Source organism: Edaphovirga cremea (genome assembly GCF_003332275.1).
Classification (GTDB): Bacteria; Pseudomonadota; Gammaproteobacteria; order Enterobacterales; family Enterobacteriaceae; genus Edaphovirga; species Edaphovirga cremea.
In genome coordinates this window covers 1-24,773 of sequence record NZ_QOVA01000035.1, presented here as the reverse complement: position 1 = coordinate 24,773, position 24,773 = coordinate 1, and the positions used below count along the sequence as shown (strand labels likewise).

Below are 24,773 nucleotides of genomic sequence, written 5' to 3'. Positions count from 1 at the left end.
CGCGTCATTCCCGATAAAGTTTTCTATGCCGCCAGTGAGTACAGAAAGCCGCCATATGGTAAAGACATACACACTGACAACCCTTATCTCATCAATCTCTTCCGTTCTGTCATGAAGTGTAAAGCTTGTGGTCACAGCATCATGCTCAACGCTATCGACAGCAAAGGCAGGGGATATTATGTGTGTCCCATGCGCCGCTTACATCGATGCAATACACCCTCCCTCAGACGCGATATCGCTGATGCAAACCTGATAAATGCTGTGCTTGTCAACGCTGACAAATTCCAGACCCATTCAACCAGTCGACACTCGACACAATTACTGCAGGACAGAAATATTGAGATTCTCAAAGGCATCGACCGACTGGTTGAGGCGTTACAAATCGCACCTGACGTGGTTGCTCTGGCCGAAAAGATAAAGGCGCTGCATAAAGAATTCAACAATAATGAAGTCACAATGCGCGCAATCAAGAACAAGCAGAGACTTGCTGTCAGTGAGGATGTCACAAAACTTGATTTAACCTTAAAAGGAGATCGGGAGAAATGCAGACGTTTCATTTTCAAAACGTTCAAAGAAATCCTGCTCGATACGGAGAGCAAGACGTGTGATATCTGTTTCACAAACGGCTTTAAACTCATTAATTTCCCACTGTTAAAAGGTCTCAACCCTGAACAACTCGCCAGTGCTTTGGTCTATACAGACGATGGAACATTGATCCTGTGAATTGATAGTCACTGAGGCCACTAACAGTGCAAAAGTAAGTGGATTCATACGGTCTAATCTTAAAGTGGATCTTACCACCCAAGTCAGGCAAAGCTGTTTCAATGGGCCTCTTCATTGAAATAGCGGCGTTATTGGTCTTTAAAATTTTATGTTTTGTATTGTCCGAGCGACGCGAACTCCGCAGTAGGCAAATAAGAATTTTCTCTCATAGAGATCAATCGGTTTGTCATCTATACCTAAGGAGTCTAATTTTATAGCGGCAGGGATCAAAAATGAGAAAGAAAGGCTACTACTGGGCGAAAGATGACAAAGATCTATGGGATATTGTTCATTGGGACGGTGAGGATTGGCGAGCATTTCATGAGACCGATACTCTTACTCAAAGAGAAATGGATTTGATCTACTGCTACATAGCAGAAACCCCTATTCCATACCCTACAATCGATATATAACATAAATTTTTTAGATTTATAGTCTCTGCAATCGCTGAGGCTTTTTACTTTTGGCGTGTTCGTTCAATAACAGCTTCACCGGAGAGCCAGTAATTGCACATACCTTCTGTATTATTTCTAATCATGCAATCGTGGTATGTATTGTCATTATTACAGCCGCTTTTCCTTCGTAGCCGTACTTGCAGTCATAAGCGACTCCGTTAGTTACTTTGCAAGTATCGTAAAGTCCATTTGGCCTTTTTACCGATACTGATTCAGCTTTAAAGTAAATGTCGCAATTCATGTCGAGAGCCAACGGTTAAGAAAACATAGTGACATTACTCCCTCAATCCTGAGCATTTATCAATGAGGTTTCAACATAGATCAGGGCGAGATAGCGCCTCAATGCCACGTAGGTAGGCTAACTCTGCTGGCTGAGAAGAATGGGAGATCAACACTACTCGGCTGAGGGTTTCCACATGGCGATGGATTTGTTATTAGCGAAAGTGATTACTGAGTGTCGAAATAGAAAACCACACCACCCTAGTATTCATTTTTCAAACGTGAGTACTTACATTGATAAAAGCCGCAGAAACAGTTCTATTGAATCAGAGATCAGATGGTTGAGCGTGATGCACACCAGACACAACCCAGTAGCAAAGCGATAAACTGTACTGGCTCGTACTTGGTCTGACACTCTTTCTACTCTGGGTGACCTGCTCCCCGTTGATTAGTACACCCCGATATTAGTAATGTCTTCATAAGCCACATGAGGACATCCCCATGAAGAAGCGTTTTTCCGACCAACAGATCATCAGTATTCTCCGCGAGGCTGAAGCCGGGGTATCCGCCCGTGAACTCTGCCGCAAGCACGCCATTTCCGATGCCACGTTTTACACCTGGCGTAAGAAGTATGGCGGTATGGAGGTACCTGAGGTTAAGCGCCTGAAGTCGCTTGAGGAAGAGAACGCCAGACTCAAGAAGCTGCTTGCCGAAGCTATGCTGGATAAAGAGGCGCTTCAGGTGGCTCTTGGGCGAAAGTACTGACGACAGACCAGAAGCGGGAAGCCGTGATGTTGATGTGTGATGCGACCGGTCTGTCGCAACGTCGTGCCTGCAGGCTAACAGGTTTGTCCCTGTCGACCTGCCGTTACGAGGCTCAGCGTCCGGCTGCTGATGCGCATTTATCAGGGCGCATCACTGAGCTGGCACTGGAGCGCAGGCGTTTTGGCTACCGTCGCATCTGGCAGTTGCTGCGCCGTGAAGGGCTTCATGTTAATCATAAGCGCGTGTACCGGCTTTATCACCTCAGTGGCCTGGGCGTAAAACGCAGAAGACGTCGTAAAGGGCTGGCAACAGAACGTCTGCCGCTGCTCCGTCCGGCGGCGCCCAATCTGACCTGGTCGATGGATTTCGTCATGGACGCATTGGCCACCGGTCGCAGGATCAAGTGCCTTACCTGCGTGGACGACTTCACGAAGGAATGCCTGACGGTCACTGTTGCCTTTGGGATTTCAGGCGTGCAGGTCACGCGTATTCTGGACAGCATTGCGCTGTTTCGCGGCTATCCGGCGACGATAAGAACTGATCAGGGCCCGGAATTTACCTGCCGCGCGCTCGATCAATGGGCCTTTGAGCATGGCGTGGAGCTGCGACTTATCCAGCCCGGCAAGCCGACACAGAACGGATTTATTGAGAGTTTTAACGGACGCTTTCGCGATGAATGCCTGAATGAACACTGGTTCAGTGACGTCAGTCATGCCAGGAAAACCATCAGTGAATGGCGTCAGGATTATAATGAGTGCCGCCCGCACTCCGCGCTGAATTATCAGACGCCGTCTGAATTTGCGGCGGCCTGGAGAAAGGGTAATTCTGAGAGTGAAGGATCCGACATTACTAAGTGAGCGTTGTATCTAATCCTGGGGGCAGGTCATGGGCACTCCGCTGACAGTCTGCTCAGTGCCAGAGCGGACGTTACTAAAAAAGTCTGTACTAACCAAAGGGAAGTATGTCAGTCCTGATTTTCCGTGAAAAGCAGGGCTTGCCCTTAAAAAATGGCATCATCCCTATTTCAGTTGTCTCAGAAAGATGCGATAACAGGCTATGAAGCAAACAGTAAGGCATTGTCTTACTCTCTTTCATTCCTTGGACCTGCAAGCTAGATGGCAAAGCATGATCATTGTGACAAGCGCCACAGATCTGAAAGCTGGGGGTGATAAGTTTTTAAGTGATGCTGAGAGATCACCCCTAACTATTCAAACTAAGCAACTGAAAAAAAATAAAAAGTTTTCAATACTCTTATTGGGGCTAAGTATGAGCAGAGAAAAGGCATTCGAAAAATTCAAGGAAGTTCAGGAACGGTATATCGCTCGAAAGGATACTCTCTTTGAAGCAAATGAAGCTGAAAGCCGCTTACTGGTGGTAGATGAGATCCTAAACATACTGGGTTGGGATAAAGAAGAATTTACGCCGGAAGCGTATTGCAGAACGGCGGGGTATGCCGATTATATACTGAGTATGGAAAGAACGCCTCGACTTGTCGTTGAAGCCAAAAAAATCGGCGCGACCTTCGGCCTTCCAAAAAACACCTTAACCTTGAACGAATACTCTGTCGCCTATCTCAAAAAAGCATTCAATAAGAAAATTTCTGAGGTTATCGATCAGGCGCAAAGATACTGTGTCGAAAAAGCAGTTCAATATGCATTAATCACAAATGGTGCAGAGTGGTTTGTTTGCCCAATGCTGCCAAAAGCCGGTAAAACAACTGACTCGATGAAAGGCGTTTATTTTGGGAATATCTTTGGAGGTGAGTTTTCGTTTGATCTCATGTACAACCTCATCTCTAGGGATAGCACAGAAAAGAATAATCTGGAAAGCTATCTCTCAGAACTGAATCATGTGCCGTCAGAAGTGTGTTACATGCTAAAAGATCATGTTCATGATTTTATTTGGGATAGTAACAAAGACAACCAATGGATAGATGACTTTTATGAAAACTTCTTCTCCCAGATAACAGAGAACAATCAGAGAAAAATGCTGGAACACTGCTTTGTCAGTGACTCTAAGTTGGATCAGTTTAAAGGAGAAATAAAAAGAGCGTTAAAAGATTCAAAACCCAGTTTTCTTCCGAATGATGCGTTAGATCTCTCACCCTCTGAAGGTAAAGAATTCATCCTAGAGCATCATACTGGTAAAGTTATCATCATTACTGGTGCCGTTGGCTGTGGGAAAACCACTCTGGTGACAAAATGTTTAGTAGAAGCCAGACAGCAAAAGAACATATATGCAACCCCCATCATCATAGATTTAATCAATGACGTTTCAAAACATAACATTGATGTAAAAAACATCGTATTTACTTATCTGCATGACAAGATAAAAAGCGAGTATGAAACTGAGTTTACATTAGATGAGCTGCGCATCACATTTTTGCATGAAATTAAAGTATTAAAAAACGGCCCCTACAAGGATATCTTTTCTAAGAACCCAGAATTGTTTATGGTCAAAGAAGCCGAGCTGCTGGAGCGGGAAAGCGCCAACCGGCAGAGTCTAGTTTTGAAAATATTCAAAAAACGTGTCAAAGAGAACAAATCCGTTATTATTGTGATTGATAATGTCGACCGAGCTTCTGAATCGTTTCAAGAGGAAATTTATGCTTTATCTCATTTAATAACCCAAGCATCGGGTGCAACAGTCATCATCACACTCAGGGAGTTCACCTTCTTTAAGAACAAAGATAAAGGCTTTCTGGACGTTAGGCCAGAAGACAAGATCATTCACCTCAAATCACCGGACTTTAACAAACTGATTTCGACAAGGATAAAATACATTAAAGAATATCTGAGTGAGGATTTTAGGATCAAAGACTGGAGAAAAAAATACCAACTTCAAGATTTCTTGGAGAAAATGAATTTCTACGCTGATGTGCTGAGAAAAAACCTTCAACTGTCGAGTGAGGGCATGCCCATTCTGGAAGTATTATCTTCAGTGTCTTGGCATAATATCCGAAACTTTTATCAATTGATTAAACACGTACACTACCAATTGGGAAATGAGTCAGCGTGGCGTAAAAAGGATGTCATATCCACACTCACCTACCATCCCGATCACACGGAGAAAGCATACATACCGAATGTTTACCTGCCCTATCAGAATGTAAACCAGTGCTACTTCCTTAAGTTAAGAATACTCTATTTTCTGAATGACGCCGTTTCCCCCGGAGAAATTGCAAAAGGAATTAGCCTTGAACGGATAATCCGATTCGCATCGCTTTACGGTTATAAAAAAGACTGGATCAGCAAAACAATTGAAAGTTCGGTTAAAGAAAGGATTATTGAATGTATTGAACTACCCTCTGACAGCGACTTCAACATAGAATACACCGTTAGCTCAGCACATACATTTCGTATATCGCCTTTAGGCACCTGTTTGATACTCGATATCTGCCACACATCAATTTACCTTTCGTTGACATCGCTTTATTTGCCTTTCCATGAAAAAAAGCCCTATAACGAAGCAAAACAGGAACTCACTAGACTGATCAATGCAATTTATAATGATAAGAGTATTAACACCAATCATGAAATTATTAATTTGGTCGAAGAAAGTCAGATGCCAATTCTGATATCAAGATATCTGTCATCAGAGTATGAAAGAGAAAAACTGACTTTATCATTACTGAGAACTCAGACAGACGTACTCTTAACGGAAAAAAGCATAAACCGACTGGTGGCATCGTTCAGTCGTAACATAGGGAGCAATGACGAGTTTACCGCTAGCCGTAAGAAAAACGATCACGGTAATTTATCTTTCGATTTTGGCGATGGAATTGAAACAACCAGCGCATCCGGTGAAGAGAGAGACATCCCGCCTTCATTCAAGCCATTATCTCTTGAAAATGCCATGTCCTGTGGAAGTGAGTATATCCCTCTCATCTTTGTCGCTCTGGCGATACGATCCTATCTTGGGTTTGAGACCAGCATTGGAGCTCAGATCACAGAAACAATTAACGATCACATAGTAAATGACGACAATAAAAAATATACAAATAATGTTTCACGTGCGCTGCGTTCTAACTCTCTAATCAAACAGAAATGGTTGCTGATTAGGACGGACCTGCATCCTAAGTTCAGGAAGTTTTCACTGAGCAGCACCTGGCAGTCAGAATGGATTGAAATGTTCGGAGAAGAACCGCCAGAAATCGAAATTTGACGCGGGGAGGTACGAAGCAAAGTATGCAAGTAAACTGTAAAAGCGAAATTAAGGAGCAGTCTATAATTGACCAATCCTTGGATCCCGCTCCGCCTGATGCCAAAACAGCCAGTGCAGCAAAACCCGAATTCACTATGGCTCTCACTCTACGTGATTCTAACGGTTATTGACCTGCTCCCCACATGGCAATGTTAGTAATACAACTATGGGCGAACTTCCGCTTCTCGCTCAGGCTGTGTGAAAACTCTGACTAAAAACTGAAGTGCATAATGCTGCGCAAAATCTGAAGTTGAACGACTGGTTAGTAGAGTCAAATTTTACGTAGGGACGCGGTTTTCAGCTCTTTTTTTGGCAACTTATGCGATCAAAAACGTTTTCACACAGCCTGCGCTCTATGCGGATCTTTTGCTGGCAGCTTTCCAGAACGCAAATGCTCTGATTTACTGGTACACGAAACTGCGGCATCATCAATATGAGATACAGGGAGATAACCTTATGACCAGGACTAAATATGAACTGACTCGCGGAAGCGACATCCTCCGTGACGGCATGTTTCTCGAACTGTCTGAGGCTGGGACATCCCCGCTCCGGCAAATTGCTGATGTCTTCTATTCTGATGTAACTCACAAATTCTTCCTGACATGCTAAGAAGAAAACGTTCCTCTAGACGCGATCGAAAAACTCATTTCGGAAGCAAAAAAATCTCTCCCACCAGCAACAATGGCGTAATAGTCAGCTAATTTCCTCTGGTTTCAGTTTGATGACTGGCAGTCGCTCTTAGCTAACAGTCTGGCTGCACATTGCTACCGAACACTGTAAGATTGGGTAACGACTAATACAACCTATATTCGTCCAGAGAACTCCTGCTAAATGGGGGACAGGGGTGTTGGATGAGGTTTTCAGCAGAGATTGGGTTAAGAATGCATTTGTAAGCCATGCATAAGATTAAACCTAATGGTTGATAGAAATGGACGATCAACACTATTCAGTTACAGTGTTCATATGGCGATAGACTGGTTATTGGCAAAAAAGTGATTGCTGAGTAGCAATTCACCGCCACTCAGGCATTCACTTTCCAAACGTGAGCGGCTACTTCTTTGATCGCAGTTGCACTTTACAGGGGATCTCGCTGGGTGCCGATCTTACGCCATCCAATATAGGAGTAATGATTGCCCGGCAGTCACCCGGTAAACTCGATTGAACGTAGAGGGTATTATCTTTGGGTGGCGTTTCTGGTGCCTTCTCTTCGGGCGAGTACAACCAGAACAGCGCAATGATGATTGTGATGATGAAGAACGCGATGATGAGTTTCGTTTTCATAGGGTAATCCTCTAAGTGAAAATATGAATTACTTCACCAAGAGACTTATTTTGAGTTTACTTTCTACGTGCATTGAACGAGATAATTAATGAGATAGATACACCTGGCTTCGCTGAACGGAGCATCGCCGATGAGAGTACCGCTCTTTTGTGAAGGATTGGCATTAACATGTTTTTTGCCTGTTCAAATTCATCACTTCCGTTTTCAGCATCATGGATAAAAACGAGTAAACATCCTTTCGCCTTTTTTAATAGCCTGGCATTATCAGCGATGAGTTGGTTCATGGCTGATTCGACACTCTGCGATTCTGAAAAATGAAAGTGTAGATGGTTACCCGTGGTGATAGCCATTATTGTATCACCGTAATCCAGACCGGGAAGCCCTGTAAAGCATACTGGTAAAAACACAGCACTGACGACATGGAGCAATACGCACCACGGTTCATCCCAGCAGGGGATGTAATATGCTCTTGGTACGTTTCTCTTCAAGTGATAACCTTGATGCACAAGAATAAACGTGATGCTTCTCGCTGCCTTTGCAATATCGATTAGACTTTCACTTTCCTTGCTGTCTATGATGATAATATTTAAATCTATGTAACGGCTATGCAATTCACATTCTTCAGCGGAAGATATTTTATGGTAACAAACATCACGATTGAAACTTGGCAACTGACTAACATCTATTGCAGGGTCATAGGTGAAGATGTTTACTTCAATCTCGAACGGAGGCATATTTAATGATTGTCGTGCTGATAAATAAAAATGACAAATGTTATCTTCCAAGCGATGATTTTTCATGCGGAGGGTTCTCAATATAATGGAAGGTGGTAAATATAGGCGGGTATGAAAGAACTGGCGGCTATCCATCGGATAACCGCCTATAATTTATAATCCGAATACGTTAATATAAAACTGACCGTTATTGTCATCGGTCTTTTGAATGCGGTAGGTGATCGGTCGAGATGAATTAAGTTCAGTATATTTCTTGTATGTGAAGCTAATGTCTGCTTCACATAAGTAAATATCTAACTTGGCGTTATATTGCTGTGTCCTCACATTATTAACGATGATTGATGGCATATCATAGTCAGGTTCCCTTTTACTGGCTGCTATATAGGGTTTTCTGGCAATATCAACCACCAGATTTTTAGCCTCATCACTGTTGCACTTTGGTGTATCTGAATTACAACCAGACAGGCCAATCATGGCAATACATGAGAAGAGTAGTCTCAGTTTCATCGGAACGCTCACAAGAAGAATGTCGCTACACCTGCCAGAGAAAGCAGGCTATCAAGACCGGTAACCAGCAGTGCCAACGCTTTCCACAGTTTATTTGCTGTTGTCCTCATAACGCAAACAAACATCAGACCACTCCAAACCAGCATGCCTGTGTCGATCCTGAGTACTGTCCCTGTTGACTCAGAAACGTATTCCATCACTGACAATAATACGGCGGGAATAAACCACCATAGCCAGAACGTCTTTGTCAGTCCATAACCGCCACTAAGTAACTTTTGTTTGACTACATTAAAGTCATTGCGGCCTGCCTCTTCATTCTTTTTCTGATTTTCTTTTAGTTTATCGATAAAAGACATTATCTATCCTTAATTAATGAATGTTATCACGTCTGATTTTCTCAACCAGATTAGCCGCCCGGTTATACCCAATCTTGAAGTGATATTGAACGGCTGTGATTTTATTTTCCAACTCACCACTGACGAGCATATTAAGCGCTTGGTCATAAAGTGGGTCTACTGGTAACTCTTTATTTAATTCAGTTGGCATGATCTCTCTTATAAAATGTGACCTATATGTGTAATGAATTACACAATGCAATTTGAAATTTTCACTTATAGACACCAGAGAGTGAATTTCCGGCATTCATGCCACAATAGCTATTGCATTCCTCTGTAGCTTTAACGTTAACGCGGTTTTGGCCCCATGTCAGGGTGATCTGGCACTGATCTTTATCTCGCCATTGCAGGGTAGTATGCTCAGATGTCTCAGCAATAGCAGTGGCGATCCCTTCCACTTCACAAACGTGCATATCCACATTGGTGTTGATCGAGAATTTTGCCTGTTGCCCATTACCCGGTACTGCCGACAGCCTGATTTCACCATCGGGTTTCTGGTAGATAAAGGTTTTTCCTTCCATTTTGGCGGCTACCGCTACATTGCAAAACAAGCTGCCAGCCAAGACCGCTATTAATATGTTTTTCATTGTTAACTCCTTGTCAGTTGATACGGATATTTTTAACGAATCTCCTCAGTGTCAGCGGCTTGCGTTTCTCCACATAGAAGTAAGCCACGTTGAATGCTGATTTCTTATGGTTGCCTTTCCCCAGTGAGGGCCAATCACGGAAAGCCTCTATCTGGGCTTCTGTATAGGGTGTGGTTGAGAAGTCGAACAACACCAGCAACGCCTTGCCGGGATATTTCATCAGCTTCTTCATTTCCGTGCTGTTGACGGTCGCGGAGACGGTGGATTTCGCTGCGGTGGGCTTGCGTACCGCAAACTCAACCGCCACATCATCAATCACAAAATCAATGTAACCATTCCCTGTTATCGTCCCCGGTAGCTTCCCCTGTACCTCGGGTGATACCGCATCGGCAAAGTACCCTAATAGGTAGCAACGCACCAAGGGAAGTAGTTCTCTTTCGCTGCATTCATTCAGACGCAGTGTTTTGACAAACTCCTGCCGGTAGAGCGAATGGAAGAAGTATTCAAAGCTTTCTGTTACCGATGTGATGGTGGTCGCCATTGCTATCCCTTTTTGGCATGAATCGAGGGTGCCTTGTTGAGATAACGGCTCGGCCACAACTGTTCTGGTGTCATACCCAATACCCCGGCTATCAGGCGTTCTGCCTTGGGATAGTGCTGACTGAACGCATTATTGAGTGTACGGGGAGCCAATCCCTGTTCGCGTGATAACTGCGATAGACTCACTCCCCGCTTATGCAACGCCGCCACAATGTCAGCCCGATGCCAATCTTCCAGCCTTCCCTTAGGGGGCTTTTTTTGCGATGCTACGTGGTTATTCACAATATTAACTCCTCTGTATCAGTACATGGACATTAAATGCGAATAAAAGATACTTATCAAGTTCCTTTTGTGGGTTATTTTGCCGATTCTTTTTAACGCATTGATATCTGGATTAAAGTTTATGGAAAATAATTTGCCGCAAGAAACCCACTTGGATGATGATCAATGGTTCTCAGCACCCGCATTTGTCGGGAAACCGGGTATGCCAGGCACCGCAAAAGGTTGCCGCTTGCGTCTGGAAAAACTGGCGGCGATGCACCCTGACATCAAGAGAAAGAGAACTGGACATAAGGGCTTTGAGTATCATATCCGTGCGGCGGGGATGTCATTGCAAAGTGAGCGTGTGGAGCAGCAGCAAAAAACGCAAATAGCCTCGCCCTATGGCAGCGATGAGCAACTTAACCTCTGGGTACAACTGTTCAAGACCATGAAGCCGCAATCCCGCGACAGATTGTTAAAGCAGGCACTGGAACAGGTAGCCGATGATTTGATGTTAACCACTAATGTAGAGCCTGAAGTGATGATGTTGGCCCGTCAGTTAATGATGCTTTCAGAGGAACAGCGCCAGCAACTTTTAACTTCTATTTCACACGCCTAATACGGTCTGAATAGTTAATTTAAGCCCTTCGCATATAATTATTTAATTAATAGTTTCTTGGTGAAACTATTTGCTATGTCATGTATTATTTGATAAAATGTCATTGTGGTAAAGTGATTATTTCCAGCCACTCAAACCAATAATATTTAATTAATCCTTAATGGGCGGTGCAACTGCATTTCAAATTCGACTTGTTAACTATTTTAACTTAAATGGAAACGTTATGAATATTATCCATCAGGAAGGCTATAGGCTTCCCGTTAATCAAAAATTGATTGAACTATTATTTAAAGAAATGAACAAAGCCCCGCCAATAAATCAAAAATTGAAAGCCGCATCATTTATTTTCAGAGACACTGACTACAGTGCCGAGCTTGGTGGTTATCATCCAGTGGAAATTCGGCTAATCAGAAAAGAAGAACGCTGGTTTTTTGATTACGTTACTGACTTTGCCTATATGGGTACTGTTTATCCCGAACTGGAAAAGGAAATTGACTTTAGTTGGTCACATAAATATGCATTTCATACTGGATTAGGCGACCTCGGACATAAAGCTGGCTGCGAATTATTTGAATTATGGCAATCCAACTTTATTCAGTATTACGACATGGACGTTTATACCGTCCAGTTCCTTTGGGAAATCTAAATTAAATCCATTTGGGGTATCTATTGTGGTCAAGGATAGAGGGATCAGTGCGTCCCAGCAGGGCGACCTGGATTGTCTGTGCGGGGCATACAGTTTGGTGAATATGATGGGTTATCTGTTTGATGGCAGAGTGAAGAGAAAGCCACTGATGCGCGCCTTGTTGCGGGAATACAGCTATGAATGGCCGCTAGAGGAATGGTTGACTCATGGCCTTGATGAACCCCGAATGGATTACTTGATTGAGCGGGTATTGCGGCAAGGATACTACCACAAGCACTTCCCCACTCAAATCAGCCAACCCTTCCGAAAACTAAAGCGATTAACCACCCAGCGCATCCTCACAGGGATAGCCGAATACCTCAACCACAGTGACTTTTCCCGCCTCATCCTGATTAGCGATCAACATCACTGGTCAGTCATCACCCGCATAGACAACCAATACCTCTACTTCTTCGATAGCAGCGGCCGACGGAAATCACAACGCAAGGCTTGGTCACTCAAGCCCGGCAGCACTGCACACCAACTTTTCCCAGACTGTATCTACTTTGTTGAACGGGAGTTCTGACATGATTGACCGCTGCAATGAAGACCTGATCCTACAGCAGGCAAAAGCCATCATCGAGAACCGCTATATTCGTGGGCAACAACTGCTATCGGTAATAGATGTGCGGGATTACCTCATGGTCACGTTGGCTCCGCTGGAACACGAAGTATTTGGCTGTCTGCTGTTGGATAACCAGCAACGCATTCTGGCTTACCAGGAGCTGTTCAGAGGCACAATCAACTGCGTCAACGTCTACCCTCGCGAAGTGGTGAAGCTAAGCCTGCATCATAACGCAGCGGCGTTGATCCTTGTCCACAACCATCCCAGCGGCTCACCGGAACCCAGTCAGGCAGACTTGGCTATCACCGAAAAACTGAAAACCGCATTGGAACTGGTTGATGTGCGGGTTGCTTGGCACTGTTAGTGCTGCCCTGTTCAGCTTGATAAAGTAATCAAAGTAAACTATATGATTAATGTATCTCTTTCCGAACGTTCTATATACTGTCTGCCAAAAGGAAACGTTATATGAAAAAAATCTTAGTGGGGCTTTTCTTAAGTACATTCACCTTTAGTGCCTTCACAGCAGAATTAATGCCAAAAGCAGATTTTGAAAAGGTGAAAGATCAATATGTAAACGTGGGAAGCATTTCAACTTCCGGAGAAGTATCTCAGTCGGATGCAAAAGCTGAACTTTCCAAAAAGGCTGATGAAAAAGGCGGAGATATTTTTGTTCTGACCTCTGCTCATACGGAGAACAAAATTCACGGTACAGCAGAAGTCTACAAGAAAAAGTAACCCTTTGTTAATTGTCACTGATTTTATATATAAAACCGCCCCTAAACTATTTAGGGGTGGGTTTATCTTTATTTCTATGTAAATGCAGTTGCATTAAAGATGATCGTTTAGGCGGTCACCAAACTCGATAATAAAACGGGTTTTGTCGCATTAAGGCGTTGTCAGGTAACATGCTGTTTTTTTTATGTTGCCCGCCCATGTCTCTGCTCCGAAACGCCTTCAGTTGCCTGCATTACCCCGTCGATATTATCGCGCAATGTGTTCGCTGGTATCTGGCTTACTCACTGAGTTTACGGAACCTGGAAGAGATGATGGCAGAGCGCGGTATTATCGTTGACCATTCTACGCTGCACCGTTGGGTTATCCGCCAGGTGCCCTTGCTGAATAAGGTCTTTCGCCGACATAAACGCGCAGTGGGTCGTCGGTGGCGCATGGATGAAACCCACATCAAAATCAGGGGGCAGTGGAAATATCTGTATCGCGCGGTTGATACTGCAGGTCAAACCATCGACTTCCTGCTGACCGCCAAACGGGATACCACAGCCGCGTTGCGCTTCTTTCGCAAGGCCATTCGTCATCACGGTGAACCGGAGGTCGTGACCATCGATAAAAGTGGTGGCAACACAGCGGCTCTGGCCACGCTCAACGCCGATAAAGCAGAAGAGGAAACGATGACCGTCAGGCAGAGTAAGTATCTGAATAACCTGATTGAGCAGGATCACCGAAATATCAAACGGCGAGTACGACCGATGCCGGGATTTAAATCATTTCGGCGAGCGCAGACGATATTGGCAGGCATTGAGTTAGTGCAGATGATACGCAAAGGACAACTTCATCATTCTGCTGGCGACGGATTGTCACCAGCAGAAAAATTTTATCTGTTGACTGCCTAAAAAACCGGAAGTACAACTTTTGCTGACTTGCCTACGCTAATGCGACAGAGCCGTGTTACGCAGTAATGCTCAGCGAATAATGCCGCGCGTTGAGCGTGAGAAAAAGTGGTTAAAGAAAGTGACTAAAAGATATTGAGTGGCCAAACGCTCGGCTTCTTTTTTTACCTCGTCGACCGGTGTTGCGAGGTGATAAAGCCGGTCATACATAGCTCGAATGACTTGTTGCTGGTGAATATCCGCCGCAACAAAAGCCTCCGCCTGTTGGTTGAACCCGATAGGTAAGGCATGGTTCCCGCTGGCACAAACAAACGGCGGTACATCTTGCACCACCCCAGACTGATCGGCGATCCGTGTATAGGCACCCAGAATACAAAACTGATGGATGGCACACATAACACCGATGTGTACCGCATCGTCGAGCTCCACATGCCCAGCCAGACCGCTGTTGTTGCCCATGAATGTGCCATTGCCAACCACGCAGTCGTGACCAATATGAACGCCGTCCGAAATGCGATTGTCATTGCCGATGGTAGTCCGGCTCCGGCCTTGCAGGGTGCCTCGGTGGATCGTAACTTTATCCCCGATCTGATTTCTGTCCCCGATCACCACCTCGGTGGCTTCACCTGCATATTTCAAATCCTGATTCACTTCGCCGATCGACGAATACCGTCCGATGCGATTATCACGTCCAATGCGGGTCAGACCATTAATCACTACGTGAGAGGCAACCACCGTTCCCTCACCGATCTCAACACCGGCAGCAATCACGCAAAAAGGGCCGATACTTACGTGTGCACCGATAATTGCACCCGGTTCAATCAGGCTACTGTTGGCGATTCGGGCAGAAGAAGAAATTGTCATCAACTTATCCTGATGATGGTATGGGTTAATCAGTAAGTAAGTGGTAAATAAACGGCATAAATGAAATATTCTAAATAACTTTTCACAATAGTGCTCCACTTTACGCTATGCCTTGAGTTGTAAGGGTTACAATCTTCAAACAGCAAGAGCGGGTACTGATGCAGGTTACGAGCACGCTATGATGTTCTGGTTGAAAATCAACCAAATCCATCAACTGTAGCGGTATTATGAAATGCTATTTAGGTTATGGTCAATGTTCAGTGCTGTCAATCAGCGTCCAATTTTGACCAGCAAACAGCGCCGAATATCAACCATGCTTAAATGATATTTAATGAATAAAAACATGAATTTAGTTTTATCAAAAAAGCCGCTCTTAACATGTTAGGAATTACTAAATAACAATTGGTTGATCAATGAATCAACAAGGCTAATTTATTTACATCAGTATTATTCTGCAGGAGTAGATAACAAACCTATGAAAGTCAGCTTCACGCACTGAACCGACTGTAAGATCTGGTTACACCCAAGATACCCCCTGTGGCAGGATAGTTGACAACATCAAAACACCACAACCTCAGTGTGGCTGCGGCCTGCGCAAGGGCTACCCTAGAAAAAGCGATTGTAGGGTAACTCTAGAATTCAACTTGCCAAAAAAACATGTAACGCCTTGGTAGCCCTTGGGGGACGGGGGATCATCAATCATCAGATCATCGCGCATAGACTTAACCAGCGCTTTGATCTTCACTGCCTTTTCAAAGTGATCTAACCTCATTTCTTGAATCCACCAACTGGCAGTTTCCATCAACAATTCAGGATCATCATTCTTGTTGGCAAAAAACACAGAGAAAGAAAGCCCAACGTTGTTGCCCTTCGCCGCGATCTTGTTATCGCAAACCTGAATGATCTTGGCTCTTAACGCTTTTCTCATCATCGACCTCCTTGTCTGCTACATAACATCATTGCCTGTTGCTGCCTTGAGTTACAGGTGATATTCACCCGTTTAAGGCACGAAGATCTTTATTTAGTATCTCTAAATCCAGCACATCTTTGACTTGTTGAACCGTCCACAAAGGCGACCGATTCTTCGGATCAAAGCCAGGTATCATGTTGGGTGGCCGGTGACCTGCTTTGTTTAACTTGTTCTTGATCTCAGTATAACTAAGACCATTGCCCTGCAAAAAAGTAGCTGCTTGGTGCAAGTCGTATAGTTCTTGGCTTCTGGCATTTTTCGCTGGGAGAGCTTTGCTTACCCCTCTATCTTCCTTTTCTATGTACATCTGCTCGTAGACCTTGTTGATGCAGAAACTGATGACCTGGCTAAGCGAGTCTATGTCTTTACGCCCACCGATATTCAAAGAATTACCACGCTGGTCTTCATAGATCTCAGCAAGGGTTTCATAGGTATCTCTGCCTAAGTATATCTTTAACCTTGAAAATCCAGCCTCCTTGCTTTTTTCCTCTCTCTTACGCTTGTTGGCGGCATCCCTTTGGCGCTTTATCTCTTTTGCATCCATGCCTGATATATTATCTGTTGTTAATTGACTTTTTAAGCCGATTTTATCCATTCAGCACCTCTAATCCAATCATTTTCTGAGTGTTTTATGTTCAATTCAAGCTTCACCAGCCACCGTTTTTTAGAAGCGGCTCTCCAGTTTTCACTATCGCTGCTTTAAACGCTGAAATCCAATAGATTTGTAAGTATTGAGAGCCGCTTCTCAAAAACATGATTTTTGTAGATCGGATATGATGCAGACATGTTGAGCGGGAGGGAAAGCATGAAAGAGAGCAAGTTACTAAAAATAAAGGAAGTTTTAAACCGTTGTGCCATCTCGAGGGCAACTTTGTACCGGCTTATCGAGGCAAAGCGCTTCCCTTATCAGGTTTCCCTGACAGGAAGTCGGGCGATTGCCTGGAGGGAGGAGGATGTACAACGCTGGATTGAGGAGCGGCCAACTCTTAGTAAATAAGGAACTGGATGAACATACGTCGAATAATGCCATTGGCAAAATTGAATGATGAACTTGAGGAGTTCGCCAAGACAATCCCAAAATTCGAAACAGTAAAGGAGGTGCGTGCCGAGAGGCTTATTAGAGAGAAGGCATTACAGAAACGTAAAGACAAAATCTACCAAGTATTGTTTAAGAAACTATGGGAATGCGAACCACGTTATCCTTGTGGCAGCGCTGCATGTCCTGAATGTTTCAGACGGCATCGTCTAATAATGATCAGGGAGGTAATGAAGTTATGTAAGAAGAGAAAGAAATGGCGGGGGTTAACTTTAATCTTCTATCAAGATGCAATTAGTGATGAGGAATTGCTTGAGTGGAGGCCAGACGCTTTAAAAGCACGACTCCGGCGCTGGCTAAAAGAAAGTGGCTTTGAAGGAATGGTGACTGGCGGATTCGAAATGGATTTCCATACGGAACTTAAAAAGTGGATGCCTCATTTCCACTTGATTATTCCCAATGATAAGGAAGCCATAAAGAAACTACGCATTAAGATTAAAAACAAAAGCAACATGAATACACGAGAGGGGGTGGTCAATCGGCCTATGCTATCAAGTAAATTGAAGGAACCTGAACGCCAGATAAGTTATCGCTTTAAAGCCATATGGTGGCGTGTTGAATCTATCCAGCATAATGATATTTATATGTTGGATAACCGAGAGAGGAAAAGAAAACGCTGGACTAGGAAATACAGATTATTGAGCAAGCAACATACTGATTCTCTGATTATGTTGGATGCCATAGGTATGGCTGGGTTAACCTTTATGTATAAAGTAAGGAAGTATGGTGATCATTTGTTAATGAGCTAAACGCAATAATCCTTTAAAGACTGTAATAACCGTTATGCAGACGCGTTAAACCTACAAGTTGATTGAGATAGATATAACACTATTCAGATTAATTGCGTAGATGACCTGTCACGCACTTATAAAATTAAAAGTGATTGAGTGAGTGCGTGAATAATTAATAAAGAGGAATAAGTAGTGAAGAATAAACAAAACAAATTGAATAATGACGAAGTGAAAATCGATGTCCAGTTAATAGCCAAGTCTCGAATGTTATCTCCTTCAGACACTGCGTTTCGCTTAGTTAAAATGCGTAGCGTGAATAGCGGTAAAAGTATTTTAATTGTCATTCCAGCAGCATCTTTGGTAAGTGAACATGAACTGAAAAAGATATTACTTAAAGCAGGATGTGATCCTAGCTTGTCGAAAGAAAAAATGGAACTTATTTTCCAAGAGGTTACCAAGCCAATAGATAGCTTTATCTTATTGCGTTATAAACCCGGTTATTGCGGTGATGTTTACTTGCGTGTCAATGATAAAGTGATTGGTGAAGTTAAGGGAGATAAGCCCGTACTACACCCTGATGCGAAAAAACAGTTACCGAACGAAACTAAGCAAGGTACGTTGAAAGAATGGAAAATTAATGTCGCTGTCTATGCATTAAATAGCACCCGTATCATGTTGGCTATTTGTAGCGCATATTCAGGATTCTTGCTCAAACTTCTGGATATGGAAGGAGGCGGCTTCCATCTCTGGGGTACAAGCAACATGGATAAAAGCTCTCCTGCTTACATTCTAGCTTCCGTTGCAGGTGCACCAAACTTAATTGTTACGTACTGGAACAATACTGACAAAAGTCTTGAAGAAATTGCTGTGGCTCACAATGACAGCACGTTGATCCTTGATGAAAGCAAACTGTTGGATAAAGATCTGATCACGACGGCTAAAATCATCACAAACCGTGTTCACATGTTGACAGAGGGTAAAGGCAAAGCACGTTCGCCACTTTACACGAATAACGTAGCTGAATGGAGATTGGGCGTTTTCAGCACGGGTGAACTCAGCTTTGCCCAACATACTGAAGTCGGTAAAATTGAGCGCTTAGAGGGTGAGAATGTGCGTATGATCGATGTTCCTGCCGATGCTGGTCGTGGTATGGGGATCTTTGAATCATTACCAGAAGGTATGACTTCCAGCAATGAACTTGCACACATGGTTAAGGATGTCACTCACCGCTATTATGGATCAGCTAAGCCTGCATTCCTGAAGCGTCTGGTTGCTGATATTCAGGGTGATCGTGAGGAACTTAAAAACAAGCTTGAAAAGGGTATCAACTATTTTTTGGATCAGCATAAGGTAAACCGTAACTCTGGCATTGATGTGCGCATCGCCAAACGCTTTGCTCTCGCCTACGTTAGCGGTTGTTTGGCTATCAAATATAAGATATTGCCTTTTGAGAAAAGTGATGTGATGCAGGGTATTTCAAAGTGTTATCGTGATTCATTGAATATGCCATGTTCACCGGAGCCAGCTCTTTCAATGCTGTTGCACCCGGATGTTATTGCCATCCTGAAATCAGGGGAACAATTGAATTTGATCAAGAATGATGGCTTAAGCAAAGACTTGGTTAAAGGTGCATCAGCGGTTCTTTGTAAAGTGAAAGGGAAGAAGGTACTCGCCGTTGACGCAAAATTGATTAATGACACCATGAACCTTAAATCACGTAAGGTCGTGCTCAAAAAACTCACTCAACAAGGTGTTTTGCTGTCTGACAACCAAAAGGAATACAGTACAGTACAAATCAGTTATGAAGGAGAGGTAATTGACCGCCGTTATTGTTTCGTCCAAAGCAAATTAGCAGATTTGCTGAATGACTAATTAATAAACTATGGCCTGATACATTCAGGCCTTTTCATTTAATAACCGCTTCTTTCTCTGAAGATTCTGACAGCATTATTATAACTATCAATAAGATCATTTAATAAATTTTCGATACTGATATTTTCTTGATTTTTCTTACTTGCATCAATAAATCGTTGGAAAAAATCTTGGAGAGAAGGTTCTAGGCATCTGTGCTTTTCAGCAAGCAAATATTTCAATGTTTCTCGTGGAACGCTGGAAAATCGGGCTTTTGTCTCAGAAATTGCATTTTCGACAGCCAACAGTTTTTTCCCATCTTTTGTTCTGCCAAAGTCTCTGAACATGCGCTCAACATGCTTGGCAGAGTACGCAACTTTTAAGTTATGCATTCGGGTTTGCGGAGTTGGCTCATCTGGATAGTAAACCACAACATTAGTAGCATCTGGGCCAAGAACTCTCGCTTTCCACTGCTTGAATGTCTCACCTTCAACAACACCAGGCACATTAGTAAGATGTGGCTCCCCATCAAAATCAACAATCACTGAATGGGTCTTCAAAATTCGATAACAATAGCTTTCTTTAGCTGACATAGTCTTGCTTCCATAATGAACTGATCCTGATGACATTCTGCCCACAACCCTCAGTGTCTGCAACATGGTTTGTTAACGAGGTTTTAGCTGAGATCGAGAGTAGAAGCCTGTAGATGTTGTGCAGATACATTAAGCTTATCAATTGGTGGTAGTAGGTAGTGCAACACTACTCAGAGCTTGCTGCTGGGCTGTACGTTGTGCTTGGGCATATAGTCAAAAAGTGATTGAGTGATTGGCGCATACCAGCAGAACCTGTTCGCAGGATACGGTTTTGCGGCCTTGTTCTATCTCTTCCACTCAGAATCACTTTTTGTGGTCTGAGAAAATGCGGTGTTTAAACCGCAGAGTATTGCCACCAACTCGCCTGTTAGACCGCTGGACAGGTGATGTTGGTGGGGGCCAGATTTCACTCTCGTACATACTCCCCAGATTGTTATTGTCGGCGAAGTGACTCACTGAGATCTCCGGTAAGCAGCCAGAAACTGCCATTTTTCAATTCTGTTTGGCAGACAAGAAAAGACAGGACCAAGAAAAATGGTGCTTCAAATCGGCGAGTTGATGCTTGTACTCTGCTTGCAGGCCTGTCAAATCACCTATCAGATGACCAGTAAATCGGCATCTCGTACATTGGCTAGGGAAAACCGGAGATTCATTTTTTATCGCTGATCAAAGATCAACGTTTTTCCTGTAAATGCGTCAAATCGCGGTTTTGAGCGAAATAGCGAATCTTTTTTCATTAAACATCAGAAATAATGGTGTTCTAGAGTCACTATAGGCTACCTAACTCTGACTGTAGATATATCTATGAGTAGTTTTAAGAGGTGTATTCTCTAGTCCCATTATAAGCTAGTTGTTATTTATCTGATATTTGTATCTAGGTGGTATATAGGTGCATGTACATACTCTATAGATGCATATAACAGTGTATGCCATATATATGGTTACCCCCCTCTATAGCCATTATCCAGCATTAGCGTTATATCAGCCTTAAGCTAAGTAGGAGGCTGAGCCTCCGTTACCGTTATTATTATGTATCAATGTTAACCATTATTATTTTTTTGCCTGCGTAATTACTGTAAATAAGTGGTGTTAGCACACTCATATTCACTCTCAATTCGCAGGTACTATATATGAAAGCATATCTCACGCAAAATAATATTCTGGTAATAGAAGACACTCTCGAGGTATTTAAGCTGGCTATATCCAGCATCCCTTTTGATGGACCTAAGCATTTACGGCGACCCTTTTACGGTGACATTGCCAGATTCCTTGAACATATTATTTGTGGGGCTACGGTCAGCCGGAATACCCGTAAAAAAGCTCGCTTCAAAGGTAACAAAGATTGGACTTATTCCGTGCCCTTGCCGAAAGATCTCGGCAGAGAAAAACTTCCTCATGTGTTTAAGAAAAATGGTGATTTGCCGCATAAACGTGCTTTGGAATTGATTAAGGAAGCAGAGTTAATCAAGATCATCAGGCATGTGCCCGAAAGTAAATGCAGGGAATTCGCGGTATCTAAACGGTTCCTACGCGACTTATTCACCAAGGATCGTGCCAAATATCTCCGCCGGACTGATCGCATATCTTATTTAACTAACATCTTCAATAAACGCAAAACCTACTCTTTTGATGAATTGATCGGACAGGCCATTAGCCGTGGCTGCCAGGTGAAGCACCAATGGTCTAAGCGCGATATCCCAAACGAGCCATTCAGGAACCTTTTGAAAGCCGTGTGGGGCAATGTAGAACCGCTGCATATCGACCTTGATGCACTCCGGCAGTACGTAGACGAGCACCATACCAGCGTTAATATGATGTTCTACCGCAATTTCCTGTCTCATTTGGCAGAGGTGGGCGTAGAGCTGATTACACACACGCCTTTGGTTGTCGCATACCGGCAGTCATACAAATCGGCCAAGATTGGCGGTAGATCGTTCGAGGTGGGTACTGGCTTCCAAAGTTTGCCATCCAAGATGAAATGGGCTTGTCTGGCGAAGGGTTACAACTACGACATTAAGGGGTGCCAGCTTGAGATCCTCCGCCGTGAACTACAGTCGATTGGCATTTCAGACAGAAACCTACGACTTCTGGACACTAAAGTGATTTGCAAGGTTCTGGGGGTAGAGGAAGCGCTGGTTAAACAGTTCCGCTATTCCAGCGTGTTCAATGCGGGATATGTCAGTCTCTCATTCAAAAGCGCGACTGTCCGCCTGCTTACAAAGGCGTTCGGGCCGTCCAAAGCCAAACGTATTCTCCTGCGCTGGCGCGAACACCTAGAGCCACTCAAACATGATCTGGCTAGGTTACTCAATCACTATGAAGCTACGGCACGGACGAATCGCTACGGGCGGTGTGTCACTAACGCCGTGGGCCAGACCTTCAACTGTACTTATAAAGACGTTAAGGCTGGCAAGCGTTGGCGCAGTGATGTGATGCGCCGCAAACTGCTCAGTCATATGTTGCAAGGCTTGGAAAGCCGAGCCGTCTATGACTTTGTACGCAAACATCCGGGGCTTGTTTGCGCGTTAGAGCATGATGGGTTTGTGTCTTATGAAAAAATTGATGAACACTGGCAGCATCCGTTTTTGAAGATTGTCTTGAAGCACTGACCTAGTTAAAAGTGATTGTACGATTGTTAATCCCTCACATAGTAAGGGCTTAAGCATGGAAACCCAAATATATTCTCGGCTCATAAAGAATCCCATATAAGTCCTCGTCCGAGTAATGGCCGTCCTGATTGCTGTCAATCTTGTCCAGCAGTCGCTTGTACATGTTCATCGTATGACTGGTAGGAGGAGAGCCACTGAAGAGGTGGCCTTTACCCTCTCGGTCTGTCCAGACGGTGACTCAACATTCAGCGGCACGCCAATGAAACCAATAATTTTAATAAGGAGAAAGACCACTCTGTCAAGGTCACTGGTCGCGTTTTCACCCAGCTACATATAGTGCTGTTTCACCAGCACAAACGAGGTGGAAAGATACAGGTTTTCATCACGCCACTTGATGAACGGATACTCTTTGTCTACCCGGTAGGCTACAATCTCGCCATCTGCCATACAGCGGATAAACTGCGCTCCTTTATACGGTTCACTGCGGTACTGCTGTTCCGCCGCTGTGTTGCCACTCAGTGCACACCAGGGGGGCCTTGGCATCAGTAATATGGATGCCGCCATGCCACATGCCCTGGCTCCCGACCAGATACTGACCGGAACTTTCACCGGCCAGAACAGCAAGAAGCGCGTCCGTATCGGCAAATGCCTGACCCTGTTCATCCGAGGGGATGGGATAACTGATTTTTGGTAGTATCGCTGACATAACTGGTCCTCCCTGTTAGTCACAGGACCATTTGGCAGAGTTTTTTGGTGGCGATCGTAACTTCCATATTTTGAAAACTTGGGGTTTCCAGAGACAGTTTGTTAGCTGAACGCTCATTAAATTCGGGGATTGTTAACAACGAGTGGGTATAGATGGGGTCCGCTTGGAAAACGGAATCTATGGTCACTCCCGTTTTTGCAACACTGATTTTGAAGATATCGTTGGCTTGCTTGAATCTATCCGGCGTCTGAATGAGCTTAATTGCCCGCGCCTCGATGAGTTCCGCGCCTGATGAACCTCTAGAAAATATACGGCTTCAGATGAGCCTTTCCGTTTTACAGGTTCCTCAACAGGCCGGTTGGCCGTTCGTATCATCAATAATCAGTATTCGCAAAACAAGATAAGTGGCTGTTTAAAATCATTATTCTTGTTGACTTTACGCATGGAACGTCTGTTGTCGTGCCGTCAGTGCCCAGGCTATTCTGGCCAGCTTGTTTGCCAGAGCACAGGTCACGACAAAATTACTTTTTCGGCACAACAACTCCCTGACCCAGTCGGCCAGCTTGCCAGACTGGTGTTCCAGTTTTTGTATAAAAACTCTGGCACACTGAACCAGCAAGGTTCGGATCTTTTTGTTGCCTCGCTTGCTGATCCCCAGCAACGTCGTCCGGCCGCCCGTGCTGTACTGACGTGGTGCCAGTCCTGTTGCTGCCGCAAAATCACGGCTGCTGGCGTATTGTTTGCCGTCACCAAGCTCAGTGGAAATGGTACTGGCTGTCAGCGTTCCCACACAAGGGATCGTCAGTAAACGCTGCCCAACCTCATCCTCGTTTAACTTTCGCTTCAACTGAGCTTCCAAATCGTTTATCTGCTCAACAAGATAATGATAATGCCGCTGCAATTTCAGCAATAACTGGTTGAGATAAAGAGGTAATTTGTTGTCTTCAAGGATCGTGCTTAGCCGACTGATAACCGCAGCACCTCGAGGAACGCTGACGCCAAACTCCAGCAGAAAAGCATGCATTTGATTAGTCGTTTTGACCTTATCCTGCACCAGAGACTCACGAACCCGATGCAGAGCCCGCATGGCCTGTTGAGACTCCGTTCTAGGCTGAACGAAGCGCATTGATGGACGTGATGCAGCCTCACA

General features: G+C 44.1%; 27 protein-coding genes and 1 pseudogene. 14 read left to right on the top strand and 14 right to left on the bottom strand.

Annotated features, from left to right (window positions below; translation table 11 throughout):
• The 4 genes from DRI82_RS22575 to DRI82_RS22560 form a co-directional block, all read left to right on the top strand.
• A partial coding sequence (locus tag DRI82_RS22575; protein ID WP_211317709.1) for a recombinase zinc ribbon domain-containing protein occupies positions 1-723 on the top strand: 723 nt, incomplete at its 5' end.
• 272 nt (positions 724-995) lie between these two features.
• The gene (locus tag DRI82_RS22570; RefSeq protein WP_114196140.1) at positions 996-1,175 is read left to right on the top strand and encodes a hypothetical protein; all 180 of its coding nucleotides are present in this window, start codon (positions 996-998) and stop codon (positions 1,173-1,175) included.
• A gap of 762 nt (positions 1,176-1,937) precedes the next feature.
• Positions 1,938-3,058 (top strand): IS3 family transposase gene (locus tag DRI82_RS22565; protein ID WP_114196139.1). Its coding sequence is split into 2 segments (ribosomal slippage): positions 1,938-2,196 and positions 2,196-3,058, totalling 1,122 coding nucleotides; the frame shifts between segments, so codons are not numbered across the junction.
• A 268-nt stretch (positions 3,059-3,326) separates the two neighbouring features.
• A complete protein-coding gene (locus DRI82_RS22560) occupies positions 3,327-6,365 on the top strand; it encodes an AAA family ATPase (RefSeq protein WP_157968129.1) in 3,039 nt (1,012 codons plus the stop codon).
• A gap of 1,089 nt (positions 6,366-7,454) precedes the next feature.
• Here the strand turns inward: DRI82_RS22560 and DRI82_RS22550 are convergent.
• From DRI82_RS22550 to DRI82_RS22515, 8 genes are all read right to left on the bottom strand, one after another.
• A complete protein-coding gene (locus DRI82_RS22550; RefSeq protein ID WP_114196137.1) occupies positions 7,455-7,685 on the bottom strand; it encodes a hypothetical protein in 231 nt (76 codons plus the stop codon).
• A 56-nt stretch (positions 7,686-7,741) separates the two neighbouring features.
• The gene (locus tag DRI82_RS22545; RefSeq protein ID WP_114196136.1) at positions 7,742-8,485 is read right to left on the bottom strand and encodes a hypothetical protein; all 744 of its coding nucleotides are present in this window, start codon (positions 8,483-8,485) and stop codon (positions 7,742-7,744) included.
• An 87-nt stretch (positions 8,486-8,572) separates the two neighbouring features.
• The gene (locus DRI82_RS22540) at positions 8,573-8,926 is read right to left on the bottom strand and encodes a hypothetical protein (RefSeq protein WP_114196135.1); all 354 of its coding nucleotides are present in this window, start codon (positions 8,924-8,926) and stop codon (positions 8,573-8,575) included.
• An 8-nt stretch (positions 8,927-8,934) separates the two neighbouring features.
• Positions 8,935-9,282, bottom strand: a complete 348-nt coding sequence (locus DRI82_RS22535; RefSeq protein ID WP_114196134.1) for a hypothetical protein — start codon at positions 9,280-9,282, stop codon at positions 8,935-8,937.
• Positions 9,283-9,295: 13 nt separating this feature from the next.
• Positions 9,296-9,472 (bottom strand): DNA translocase FtsK, encoded by a 177-nt coding sequence (locus tag DRI82_RS23965; protein WP_157968128.1) that lies wholly within the window; start codon positions 9,470-9,472, stop codon positions 9,296-9,298.
• A 61-nt stretch (positions 9,473-9,533) separates the two neighbouring features.
• Complete coding sequence (locus DRI82_RS22525) at positions 9,534-9,908, bottom strand: hypothetical protein (RefSeq protein ID WP_114196132.1); 375 nt, start codon at positions 9,906-9,908, stop codon at positions 9,534-9,536.
• 13 nt (positions 9,909-9,921) lie between these two features.
• Positions 9,922-10,449, bottom strand: coding sequence for a hypothetical protein (locus tag DRI82_RS22520; RefSeq protein WP_114196131.1), 528 nt, complete (start codon positions 10,447-10,449; stop codon positions 9,922-9,924).
• A gap of 2 nt (positions 10,450-10,451) precedes the next feature.
• Positions 10,452-10,730, bottom strand: a complete 279-nt coding sequence (locus DRI82_RS22515; protein WP_114196130.1) for a helix-turn-helix domain-containing protein — start codon at positions 10,728-10,730, stop codon at positions 10,452-10,454.
• Positions 10,731-10,851: 121 nt separating this feature from the next.
• Between DRI82_RS22515 and DRI82_RS22510 the strand changes: the two genes are divergently transcribed.
• The 6 genes from DRI82_RS22510 (at position 10,852) to DRI82_RS22485 (ending at position 14,206) form a co-directional block, all read left to right on the top strand.
• Positions 10,852-11,328: a hypothetical protein gene (locus DRI82_RS22510; RefSeq protein ID WP_245956911.1), complete on the top strand. Its 477-nt coding sequence runs from the start codon at positions 10,852-10,854 to the stop codon at positions 11,326-11,328.
• Positions 11,329-11,551: 223 nt separating this feature from the next.
• Positions 11,552-11,974: a DUF2787 family protein gene (locus tag DRI82_RS22505; RefSeq protein WP_114196129.1), complete on the top strand. Its 423-nt coding sequence runs from the start codon at positions 11,552-11,554 to the stop codon at positions 11,972-11,974.
• A 25-nt stretch (positions 11,975-11,999) separates the two neighbouring features.
• Positions 12,000-12,539, top strand: coding sequence for a hypothetical protein (locus tag DRI82_RS22500; protein ID WP_245956910.1), 540 nt, complete (start codon positions 12,000-12,002; stop codon positions 12,537-12,539).
• 1 nt (position 12,540) lies between these two features.
• Positions 12,541-12,942 carry a JAB domain-containing protein gene (locus tag DRI82_RS22495; protein WP_114196128.1) on the top strand — a complete coding sequence of 134 codons (402 nt, stop codon included), beginning with the start codon at positions 12,541-12,543 and terminating at the stop codon, positions 12,940-12,942.
• A 101-nt stretch (positions 12,943-13,043) separates the two neighbouring features.
• Positions 13,044-13,313, top strand: a complete 270-nt coding sequence (gene yahO / locus DRI82_RS22490) for a DUF1471 family periplasmic protein YahO (RefSeq protein WP_114196127.1) — start codon at positions 13,044-13,046, stop codon at positions 13,311-13,313.
• Between the two features lie 197 nt (positions 13,314-13,510).
• Entirely contained in the window at positions 13,511-14,206 is a 696-nt protein-coding gene (locus tag DRI82_RS22485) for an IS6 family transposase (protein ID WP_114196142.1), read from the top strand.
• Between the two features lie 69 nt (positions 14,207-14,275).
• Here DRI82_RS22485 and lpxA read toward each other — a convergent pair whose 3' ends face one another.
• From lpxA to DRI82_RS22470, 3 genes and pseudogenes are all read right to left on the bottom strand, one after another.
• Positions 14,276-15,067 (bottom strand): acyl-ACP--UDP-N-acetylglucosamine O-acyltransferase, encoded by a 792-nt coding sequence (gene lpxA, locus DRI82_RS22480; RefSeq protein ID WP_114196126.1) that lies wholly within the window; start codon positions 15,065-15,067, stop codon positions 14,276-14,278.
• Positions 15,068-15,779: 712 nt separating this feature from the next.
• Positions 15,780-15,995: pseudogene (locus DRI82_RS22475) on the bottom strand (DUF6500 family protein); the annotation flags it as partial.
• A 64-nt stretch (positions 15,996-16,059) separates the two neighbouring features.
• A complete protein-coding gene (locus DRI82_RS22470; RefSeq protein ID WP_114196125.1) occupies positions 16,060-16,632 on the bottom strand; it encodes a hypothetical protein in 573 nt (190 codons plus the stop codon).
• Positions 16,633-16,842: 210 nt separating this feature from the next.
• On the opposite strand from DRI82_RS22470, the gene DRI82_RS22465 reads away from it, so the two are divergent.
• The 3 genes from DRI82_RS22465 (at position 16,843) to DRI82_RS22455 (ending at position 19,736) form a co-directional block, all read left to right on the top strand.
• Positions 16,843-17,034 (top strand): helix-turn-helix transcriptional regulator, encoded by a 192-nt coding sequence (locus DRI82_RS22465; RefSeq protein ID WP_114196124.1) that lies wholly within the window; start codon positions 16,843-16,845, stop codon positions 17,032-17,034.
• 8 nt (positions 17,035-17,042) lie between these two features.
• Positions 17,043-17,882, top strand: a complete 840-nt coding sequence (locus DRI82_RS22460; protein ID WP_114196123.1) for a hypothetical protein — start codon at positions 17,043-17,045, stop codon at positions 17,880-17,882.
• 174 nt (positions 17,883-18,056) lie between these two features.
• Entirely contained in the window at positions 18,057-19,736 is a 1,680-nt protein-coding gene (locus DRI82_RS22455; protein ID WP_114196122.1) for a DUF927 domain-containing protein, read from the top strand.
• A gap of 38 nt (positions 19,737-19,774) precedes the next feature.
• Here the strand turns inward: DRI82_RS22455 and DRI82_RS22450 are convergent, their stop codons facing one another.
• Positions 19,775-20,308 (bottom strand): hypothetical protein, encoded by a 534-nt coding sequence (locus DRI82_RS22450; RefSeq protein ID WP_114196121.1) that lies wholly within the window; start codon positions 20,306-20,308, stop codon positions 19,775-19,777.
• A gap of 1,130 nt (positions 20,309-21,438) precedes the next feature.
• On the opposite strand from DRI82_RS22450, the gene DRI82_RS22445 reads away from it, so the two are divergent.
• The gene (locus DRI82_RS22445) at positions 21,439-22,917 is read left to right on the top strand and encodes a hypothetical protein (RefSeq protein ID WP_114196120.1); all 1,479 of its coding nucleotides are present in this window, start codon (positions 21,439-21,441) and stop codon (positions 22,915-22,917) included.
• A 478-nt stretch (positions 22,918-23,395) separates the two neighbouring features.
• Here DRI82_RS22445 and DRI82_RS24625 read toward each other — a convergent pair whose 3' ends face one another.
• A complete protein-coding gene (locus DRI82_RS24625; protein WP_114196119.1) occupies positions 23,396-23,623 on the bottom strand; it encodes a hypothetical protein in 228 nt (75 codons plus the stop codon).
• Positions 23,624-24,059: 436 nt separating this feature from the next.
• On the bottom strand, positions 24,060-24,773 hold a 714-nt coding region (locus DRI82_RS22435; RefSeq protein ID WP_114196141.1), incomplete at its 5' end, for an IS110 family RNA-guided transposase.

Bases quoted from the DNA above. Each gene is read 5' to 3' on its own strand.
- DRI82_RS22520 (WP_114196131.1), bottom strand. From the start codon at position 10,449: ATGGCGACCACCATCACATCGGTAACAGAAAGCTTTGAATACTTCTTC.
- yahO (WP_114196127.1), top strand. From the start codon at position 13,044: ATGAAAAAAATCTTAGTGGGGCTTTTCTTAAGTACATTCACCTTTAGT.
- DRI82_RS22545 (WP_114196136.1), bottom strand. From the start codon at position 8,485: ATGAAAAATCATCGCTTGGAAGATAACATTTGTCATTTTTATTTATCA.
- DRI82_RS22470 (WP_114196125.1), bottom strand. From the start codon at position 16,632: ATGGATAAAATCGGCTTAAAAAGTCAATTAACAACAGATAATATATCA.
- DRI82_RS22560 (WP_157968129.1), top strand. From the start codon at position 3,327: ATGATCATTGTGACAAGCGCCACAGATCTGAAAGCTGGGGGTGATAAG.
- DRI82_RS22535 (WP_114196134.1), bottom strand. From the start codon at position 9,282: ATGTCTTTTATCGATAAACTAAAAGAAAATCAGAAAAAGAATGAAGAG.
- DRI82_RS23965 (WP_157968128.1), bottom strand. From the start codon at position 9,472: ATGCCAACTGAATTAAATAAAGAGTTACCAGTAGACCCACTTTATGAC.
- DRI82_RS22525 (WP_114196132.1), bottom strand. From the start codon at position 9,908: ATGAAAAACATATTAATAGCGGTCTTGGCTGGCAGCTTGTTTTGCAAT.
- DRI82_RS22445 (WP_114196120.1), top strand. From the start codon at position 21,439: ATGAAAGCATATCTCACGCAAAATAATATTCTGGTAATAGAAGACACT.
- DRI82_RS22450 (WP_114196121.1), bottom strand. From the start codon at position 20,308: ATGTCAGCTAAAGAAAGCTATTGTTATCGAATTTTGAAGACCCATTCA.
- DRI82_RS24625 (WP_114196119.1), bottom strand. From the start codon at position 23,623: ATGTCAGCGATACTACCAAAAATCAGTTATCCCATCCCCTCGGATGAA.
- DRI82_RS22570 (WP_114196140.1), top strand. From the start codon at position 996: ATGAGAAAGAAAGGCTACTACTGGGCGAAAGATGACAAAGATCTATGG.
- DRI82_RS22465 (WP_114196124.1), top strand. From the start codon at position 16,843: ATGAAAGAGAGCAAGTTACTAAAAATAAAGGAAGTTTTAAACCGTTGT.
- lpxA (WP_114196126.1), bottom strand. From the start codon at position 15,067: ATGACAATTTCTTCTTCTGCCCGAATCGCCAACAGTAGCCTGATTGAA.
- DRI82_RS22485 (WP_114196142.1), top strand. From the start codon at position 13,511: ATGTCTCTGCTCCGAAACGCCTTCAGTTGCCTGCATTACCCCGTCGAT.
- DRI82_RS22505 (WP_114196129.1), top strand. From the start codon at position 11,552: ATGAATATTATCCATCAGGAAGGCTATAGGCTTCCCGTTAATCAAAAA.
- DRI82_RS22540 (WP_114196135.1), bottom strand. From the start codon at position 8,926: ATGAAACTGAGACTACTCTTCTCATGTATTGCCATGATTGGCCTGTCT.
- DRI82_RS22510 (WP_245956911.1), top strand. From the start codon at position 10,852: ATGGAAAATAATTTGCCGCAAGAAACCCACTTGGATGATGATCAATGG.
- DRI82_RS22460 (WP_114196123.1), top strand. From the start codon at position 17,043: ATGAACATACGTCGAATAATGCCATTGGCAAAATTGAATGATGAACTT.
- DRI82_RS22495 (WP_114196128.1), top strand. From the start codon at position 12,541: ATGATTGACCGCTGCAATGAAGACCTGATCCTACAGCAGGCAAAAGCC.
- DRI82_RS22550 (WP_114196137.1), bottom strand. From the start codon at position 7,685: ATGAAAACGAAACTCATCATCGCGTTCTTCATCATCACAATCATCATT.